This window comes from Microbacterium sp. ZOR0019 (genome assembly GCF_000800925.1).
GTDB lineage: Bacteria > Actinomycetota > Actinomycetes > Actinomycetales > Microbacteriaceae > Microbacterium > Microbacterium aurugineum.
Window position 1 is genome coordinate 1 of sequence record NZ_JRKC01000078.1, and the last position, 6,289, is coordinate 6,289.

The window sequence follows — 6,289 nt, forward strand, 5'->3', positions numbered from 1 at the left end:
GTGGAGCGCGCACAGCTGCGTGATCGTCTGGCGCTCCTCGGGCTCGAGCCGCTGCTCACGGAACTCTCGGTGCGACACGTCTCCGAGTCGCAGGTGGGGGAGGAGCTCGAGTTCGCCTGGTGGCAGTCACTCCTCGAGCGAGCATTGCAGGACAACCGTGCTCTCCTCGGCGCGAACACCGCCGTGGTCGACCGTCTGGAGCGGGACTTCCGGTTGGTGGATGAAGCGCATGCCGCGATGGCGGGTCCTCTCCTCGCCTGGCAGCTCGCGAACCAGTGGCGGATCGCGATCGTCGACGAGCCTCAGCAATCGCAGCACCTCCGCCGCGCGCTGACGCAGCAGTCGGCGACCACCGCGCAGATCGTCAGTGCCGCGCCGACGCTCGTCGACGTGCTCGCTCCCGTCTGGATCTCCTCGCCGTATCAGGTGCCGGAGATCCCGGAGTCCGTGGAGTTCGACACCGTCCTCCTCGTCGACGCGGCGGCGATCAACCTCGCCGAGGCAGCGCCGACGATCCGTCGTGCTCGTCAGATCGTGGCGTTCGGGGACCCGGTCACACAGCGCCCGACGCCCTTCCACATCGCGGTCGATCCGGAGGATTCGTGGGAGCCCGAGGTCCCGTTCGACGACGTCTCGGCGTTCGAGCGGCTGTCCGAGCTGCTGCCTGTGATGACGCTGACCCGGAGCTACCGAGCCGGTGGTGAAGACCTCGCGGAACTCATCAACGACGCGTTCTACGGCGGCGAGATCGTGTCGCTGCCCTGGGCCGGCTCGTACCTCGGTCGCGGCAGTCTCACGGTCGACTACGTCGAGGGCGGCACCGGCACTCCCGATCCGATCTCGGGCGCGGTCGAGAGCCCGGATGCCGAGGTCGCCCGAGTGGTCACACTCGTGGTCGAGCATGCCGTGCACCGCCCGTCGGAGTCGCTCATGGTCGTCACGGCCAGCGCTCGCCACGCAGAGCGGGTGCGCGCGGCCGTCACCTCCGCCTTCGCGGGCCGATCGGATGTGGCCGACTTCGTCGGACGAGACACGGTCGAGCCCTTCGCCGTGCTGACCCTCGAGGAATCGGTCGCCGAGAGCCGGGACCGCGTCATCTTCTCGCTCGGCTTCGGACTCACCAAGCACGGTCGTGTCCTGAGCGACTTCGGCGACCTCTCCACCCCAGACGGCGAGCGGCTCCTGACCGTCGGGATGACCCGTGCCCGCCGTTCGATGGTCCTGGTCTCCTCGATCCGGCCCTCGTCGTTCGACGATGGGCGTCTCGAGCACGGCGCGGCCACATTGATGTCGATCCTCGGGGGACTCGCCACGCGCAGTCGGGATGCGCGGCTCGAGGACCTCGCAGACCCCCTCACCCTCGCTCTCGCCCGGGAGCTCCGGCGGCTCGGTGCCTCTGTCGACGTCGACTACCGCGGGCTGCTGCCGCTCGTCGCGCAGCACGCGGGCAAGGCCGTCGTCATCGAGTCCGATCCGGAATCCCGGGGTGAATCGTTGCGGGAGACCCTGCGTCTGCGGCCGCACGTGCTGCGTCGTCTCGGCTGGCACTACGTGCGCGTGCACGCCTTCGATCTGTACAGCGATCCGGTGACGGTGGCGACGCGCATCGCCGCCGTGCTCGGCATCTCCGACTCCGCCCCGCGTGCGGAGAACGACACGCAGCCGATCGACATCATCGACACCCAGAATGACTGACGAGAATGACGACCGGACTCCGCGCCAGAGCGTGGTGCGGGTCCCCGGCTCCCGTCGTGCTCGCCTGACGCCGGTTCCCGGCAGTGATCCGGCACCGGAGTCCGCACCCGGTGAGTCGACGCCGCCACCGGCGCGGTCGAAGGGACCGAAAGGTCCGAACGACGACCAGCTCATCCAGGACGTGCCCCCGCACTACTGAGGGACCGGGCTGCCGATGGTGCGGTCGGCGGACGAGAAACGCACGGCCCTCCGAGGAGGAGCCGTGCGTCTCTGGTGACGGGGGAGCGGTCAGGCCCCGCGCTGTGCCTTGAGCAGGTCGCGGATCTCGACGAGCAGCTCGGCCTCGCTCGCTGCGGCGGGCTCTTCCTCAGGCTCTTCCGCCGGCGTGCCCTTGCGTGCTTCGACCCGGGCCTTGAAAGTGTTCATCGGCAGGACGAAGACGAAGTAGACCACCGCGGCGACAGCCAGGAAGCTGATGATCGCCGAGATCAGGTCGCCGATCGGGAACAGGACCTCTTCGCCGTAGATGTTCGTCACGGGGATCCCGAACTGTCCCGCGGCGTCGGCCTTGAGGAAGAGGGAGATCAGTGGGTTGATGATGCTGTTGACGACCGCGGTGACGATCGCGGTGAACGCCGTGCCGATGACGACGGCGACGGCGAGGTCGATGACGTTGCCGCGGAGCAGGAAGTCCTTGAAGCCTTTGAACATGGGATCTCCGAACAGGTCAGGGCCTCAGGAAGAGGCCGGTGTCGACGCAGCGGCCGGCTTGGCGCTCGTCGTCGATTCCGACTTCGATGATGCCGAAGTGTCTTTCGAACCACCGGATTTGGCGCGCGAGTCCGTGCGATAGAAGCCGGAGCCGTTGAACGTCACCCCGATCGAGCCGTACTGCTTGCGCAGGGCTCCGCCGCACTCCGGGCACACCGAGAGCGCATCGTCGGCGAAGCTCTGCACGGCATCGAACTGGTGTCCGCACGAGGTGCAGGCATAGGCGTAGGTGGGCATGGGCGTCCTTGCGGGTCAGCGTCGCGGAGGCGACAGGGTGAGCGTCTGCGAGGGGGTGACGACGCCGTTCACCGGCTGGTCGTGCACCTCGCTCGGAAGTTCGTCGAGTACCTCGGAATCATAGACGACCGCATAGACCGGAGGGCATCTCTCCATCGAGCCGATCGTCTTGTCGAAGTATCCGCGCCCCCAGCCCATCCGCATCCCGCTGCGGTCGACGGCGGAGGCGGGGACGATCATCAGCTCCACGTCGTTGACGGCGATCGGGCCGAGGACCTCTCCGGTCGGCTCCGGAAGTCCGTAGAGCCCCTCGGCGATCTCATCGTCCTCCGTGGCGACGGCCCAGTCGAGAAGCCCGTCGGCGCGGGTGACGGGAAGGAGGACGCGGATGCCGCGGCGCACCGCCCGTGTCACGAATTCGCGAGTGCCCGGTTCTGTGGTGGTGGAGAGGAAGCACGAGATCGAGCGGGCGCCGAGATCGTCGATGAGCGCGTCGAGTCGTTCACCGATGGCGGTGGCGGCGGCTTCGCGCTGCGCGTCCGAGAGGAGCTGACGCCGCTCGCGCAGATCGGCGCGGAGCGCGCGTTTGGCGTGTTCGACGTCGTTCGACATGGCTTCGAGTCTACGGCGATGCTCACCGCTAGGCTGTGGGGATGGGTGCACAGAAGATCAAGGCCGTCATTCCCGCAGCAGGACTGGGGACACGATTCCTGCCTGCGACGAAGGCGATGCCGAAGGAGATGCTTCCGGTCGTCGACAAGCCGGCCATCCAGTACGTGGTCGAAGAGGCGGCGGACGCCGGGATCGATGACATCCTCGTCATCATCGGCCGCAACAAGAACGCCATCTCCAACCACTTCGACTCGGTTCCCGAGCTCGAGGTGAAGCTCATGGAGAAGGGCGACACGGGGCGGCTGGAGCGGGTGATGAAGTCGAGCGACCTCGCCGACATCCACTTCGTGCGTCAGGGAGAGCCGAAGGGCCTCGGGCACGCCGTCCTGCGGGCACGGACCCACGTGGGGGACAGCTCCTTCGCGGTGCTCCTCGGAGACGATCTCATCGACGAGCGCGACACCCTGCTGACGGACATGATCGCCGAGCACGAGCGCACCGGTGCCGCGGTGATCGCGCTCATGGAGGTCGACCCCGCGAACATCCACATGTACGGCGCGGCCGCGGTCGAGGACATCGAGGGGTCGGACGCCGTTCGCGTCACCGGGCTCGTCGAGAAGCCCGCGCAGGAGGATGCTCCCTCGAACCTCGCCATCATCGGCCGCTACGTCCTGCCGGCATCGGTCTTCGAGATCCTCGAGCGCACCGAGCCGGGTAAGGGCGGCGAGATCCAGCTCACGGATGCGCTGCAGGAGCTCGCGACCGATCCGCAGGGTCCCGGCGTCGTCGGCGTCATCTTCGGCGGACGCCGCTACGACACGGGCGACCGCGTCGACTACATCAAGGCGATCGTCCAGCTCGCAGCGGACCGGGATGACCTCGGCCCCGAACTGCGCCCGTGGCTCAAGGAGTTCGCGGAACGCCTCTAGGCGACTCTGCGGGGTCGGTGCGGCATGGAACTGGCGGCGGGGATGCGACACGGACCCATCGAACTGCGGCTCATCCGCGCGAAGGATGCCCGCCCGCTGCAGCACGAACTGCTCGCGAACCGTTCCTGGTTGCAGCCGTGGGAGGCGACGGTCCCCTACGGCTCGGTGTCCTTCGACATGCGACTCAGCATCAGGAGGCTGCTGCAGCAGTACCGTGACGGTTCGGGCTACCCCTTCGTCATGGAGTACGACGGTGAGGTGGCGGGACAGCTCAACGTGTGGGGCGTCGCCCGCGGCTCCCTGTGCTCGGCGACGATCGGTTACTGGGTGAGCGAGCGGTTCGCCGGGCGGGGCATCACCCCGACCGCCGTCGCGCTCGCCACGGACGCATGCTTCACGGAGTACGGGCTGCACCGGATGGAGATCTGCATCCGTCCCGAGAACGCCGCGAGCATCCGCGTCGTGCAGAAGCTCGGGTTCCGCTACGAAGGTCTGCGCCGCCGGTACATCCACATCGATGGCGACTGGCGTGATCACTACGCGTTCGCGCTGACGCAGGAGGATGTGCCGCAGGGAGTGCTGGCGCGGTGGCTGAGCGGTCAGGTGCCGCCGGATGCCTCGACCGTGCCGCCCTCCGACCGCATCTCGTTCTGACGAGACCCCGAACCGGGCGGATCCAGAAGGACTCGCCGCGACACGCGCCTTTCTGTACGGCCACGCCGCCCCTGTGCCCGTAGCGTTATCACCATGGACGGGCCGGTGCTGAGTGGAGGAGTGATCGTACTCGTCGCCGTGCTCCTCTGGATGCTCTATCTGCTCCCGTCGTGGCGTGGTCGTTTTCAGTACAACGCCGCGGAGCGCAACGCCGTCCGCCTGAATCAGGCCCTGAGGGTTCTCGCCGAGACGAGCGAGACGCCGCAAGAGGTGCGTTTCGAACTGAATGCACGCACCGCATTGGCGCAGCAGAAGCTCGCCAAGCGCGTGCAGTCCGAGCGTGAGGCCGCAGAGCTCGAGTCGCTGCGGGAACAGCTCGCCGCGACCAGGGCCGACCCGGTGATCCGTCGTGCCCGCGCCCGTCGCCGCGTGCGCATGGTGTCGACCGTCTCGCTCCTGCTCGGTCTCGCCGCTGTCGGCTTCGGGATCTGGCAGCTCGTCGTCGCCGGCTCCTCGCTGCTGCTGTGGCTCGGTGGCGCTCTGATCGTTCCCGCCGGAATCGCGCTTCAGCGGATGGCAGCTGTCGCCGCTCGGGCCGCACGCGCCACGCACGTCGTGTCCACTCCGGTGGTCGAACGCGTCGCTGCTCCCGAACTGCATGACCAGGGCCGGGCGACCTGGACGCCACGACCGTTGCCGGAGCCCTTGGTCTCCGTCGCCGGGTCGCGTGCACAGGCCGCTCAGGATCAGATCGAGGCGCAGGAAGAACGTCGGAAGGCGGCGCGGGTGGCGGCGCTCCGCGAGCGTGCCGAGCAGATGGCGCCCGCCGCTCCCACACCGCTTCCCGCTGCATCCTCGCCCTACGCGAAGATGGGCTTCGTCGACGACGCCGAGATCGAGGCGCACGTGCGTGAACTCCTCTCCCGCCGTGCCGCCGGATGATCCGACGGAAGCGAGCAGCCCTCTCGCCGTGATAGCGTAGATGTTGTTCACGGGCCTATGGCGCAGTTGGTAGCGCGCCTCGTTCGCATCGAGGAGGTCAGGGGTTCGAATCCCCTTAGGTCCACCGAGAAGACGGCCGATCAGACATGAGAGATCATGACTGATCGGCCGTTCTTATTGCCACATGCGCCCTCGCTTGTACAGGAGCTCGCTCGTCGAGCTCACTTTGCCGCGTTTGCTCAGATGCGCTTTCTCATCCTGAACTGGTTATTTCGCGGTTCGATCTTTTGAATCCCGCTTGGTATCTACCGGTACGTGTCACGCGCACCGGTACGTACCTGGAGTGATGGGATCTCCGCCTCGCTCCTTTGACTTCTGAATCGTGCGTTGCTCGCCTCTACAGGAGCTGTCCGGATGCGCGGAGAGACGGCACATTGGGGGGGGGGGGG

The 6,289-nt window shown here is 67.5% G+C and carries 7 protein-coding genes, 1 tRNA gene and 1 pseudogene; 6 read left to right on the top strand and 3 right to left on the bottom strand.

From position 1 onward, the window contains the following. Both L978_RS15890 and L978_RS15895 read left to right on the top strand, forming a co-directional pair. Nucleotides 1-1,695 (top strand): annotated as a pseudogene (locus L978_RS15890) (AAA family ATPase); the annotation flags it as partial. Then, on the top strand, nucleotides 1,688-1,894 hold the full coding sequence (locus tag L978_RS15895) for a hypothetical protein (protein ID WP_047524264.1): 207 nt from the start codon (nucleotides 1,688-1,690) through the stop codon (nucleotides 1,892-1,894). The pseudogene L978_RS15890 and the gene L978_RS15895, both read left to right, overlap by 8 nt. 89 nt (nucleotides 1,895-1,983) lie before the next feature. On the opposite strand, the gene mscL is transcribed toward L978_RS15895, so the two are convergent. Genes mscL through L978_RS15910 form a run of 3 tightly spaced genes read right to left on the bottom strand, consistent with a single transcriptional unit; the run spans nucleotide 1,984 to nucleotide 3,315 of the window. Further along, nucleotides 1,984-2,406, bottom strand: coding sequence for a large conductance mechanosensitive channel protein MscL (mscL, locus tag L978_RS15900; RefSeq protein WP_047524265.1), 423 nt, complete (start codon nucleotides 2,404-2,406; stop codon nucleotides 1,984-1,986). A 24-nt stretch (nucleotides 2,407-2,430) separates the two neighbouring features. Next, entirely contained in the window at nucleotides 2,431-2,703 is a 273-nt protein-coding gene (locus L978_RS15905; RefSeq protein ID WP_047524266.1) for an FmdB family zinc ribbon protein, read from the bottom strand. A 15-nt stretch (nucleotides 2,704-2,718) separates the two neighbouring features. Beyond that, on the bottom strand, nucleotides 2,719-3,315 hold the full coding sequence (locus L978_RS15910) for a 5-formyltetrahydrofolate cyclo-ligase (RefSeq protein WP_047524267.1): 597 nt from the start codon (nucleotides 3,313-3,315) through the stop codon (nucleotides 2,719-2,721). Between the two features lie 41 nt (nucleotides 3,316-3,356). On the opposite strand from L978_RS15910, the gene galU reads away from it, so the two are divergent. The 4 genes from galU to L978_RS15930 all read left to right on the top strand — a co-directional run bounded on the left by galU (nucleotide 3,357) and on the right by L978_RS15930 (nucleotide 5,964). Further along, nucleotides 3,357-4,244, top strand: a complete 888-nt coding sequence (gene galU / locus L978_RS15915; RefSeq protein ID WP_047524268.1) for a UTP--glucose-1-phosphate uridylyltransferase GalU — start codon at nucleotides 3,357-3,359, stop codon at nucleotides 4,242-4,244. Between the two features lie 42 nt (nucleotides 4,245-4,286). Beyond that, entirely contained in the window at nucleotides 4,287-4,898 is a 612-nt protein-coding gene (locus tag L978_RS15920; RefSeq protein WP_081997095.1) for a GNAT family N-acetyltransferase, read from the top strand. 93 nt (nucleotides 4,899-4,991) lie between these two features. After that, nucleotides 4,992-5,840 (top strand): hypothetical protein, encoded by an 849-nt coding sequence (locus L978_RS15925; RefSeq protein ID WP_047524270.1) that lies wholly within the window; start codon nucleotides 4,992-4,994, stop codon nucleotides 5,838-5,840. Nucleotides 5,841-5,891: 51 nt separating this feature from the next. Continuing rightward, nucleotides 5,892-5,964 (top strand) — tRNA-Ala (locus tag L978_RS15930). The last annotated feature ends 325 nt before the right edge of the window (nucleotides 5,965-6,289 follow it).

Coding starts and splice junctions, on each gene's coding strand:
- L978_RS15895 (WP_047524264.1), top strand. CDS start 1,688: ATGACTGACGAGAATGACGACCGGACTCCGCGCCAGAGCGTGGTGCGG.
- mscL (WP_047524265.1), bottom strand. CDS start 2,406: ATGTTCAAAGGCTTCAAGGACTTCCTGCTCCGCGGCAACGTCATCGAC.
- L978_RS15905 (WP_047524266.1), bottom strand. CDS start 2,703: ATGCCCACCTACGCCTATGCCTGCACCTCGTGCGGACACCAGTTCGAT.
- L978_RS15910 (WP_047524267.1), bottom strand. CDS start 3,315: ATGTCGAACGACGTCGAACACGCCAAACGCGCGCTCCGCGCCGATCTG.
- galU (WP_047524268.1), top strand. CDS start 3,357: ATGGGTGCACAGAAGATCAAGGCCGTCATTCCCGCAGCAGGACTGGGG.
- L978_RS15920 (WP_081997095.1), top strand. CDS start 4,287: ATGCGACACGGACCCATCGAACTGCGGCTCATCCGCGCGAAGGATGCC.
- L978_RS15925 (WP_047524270.1), top strand. CDS start 4,992: ATGGACGGGCCGGTGCTGAGTGGAGGAGTGATCGTACTCGTCGCCGTG.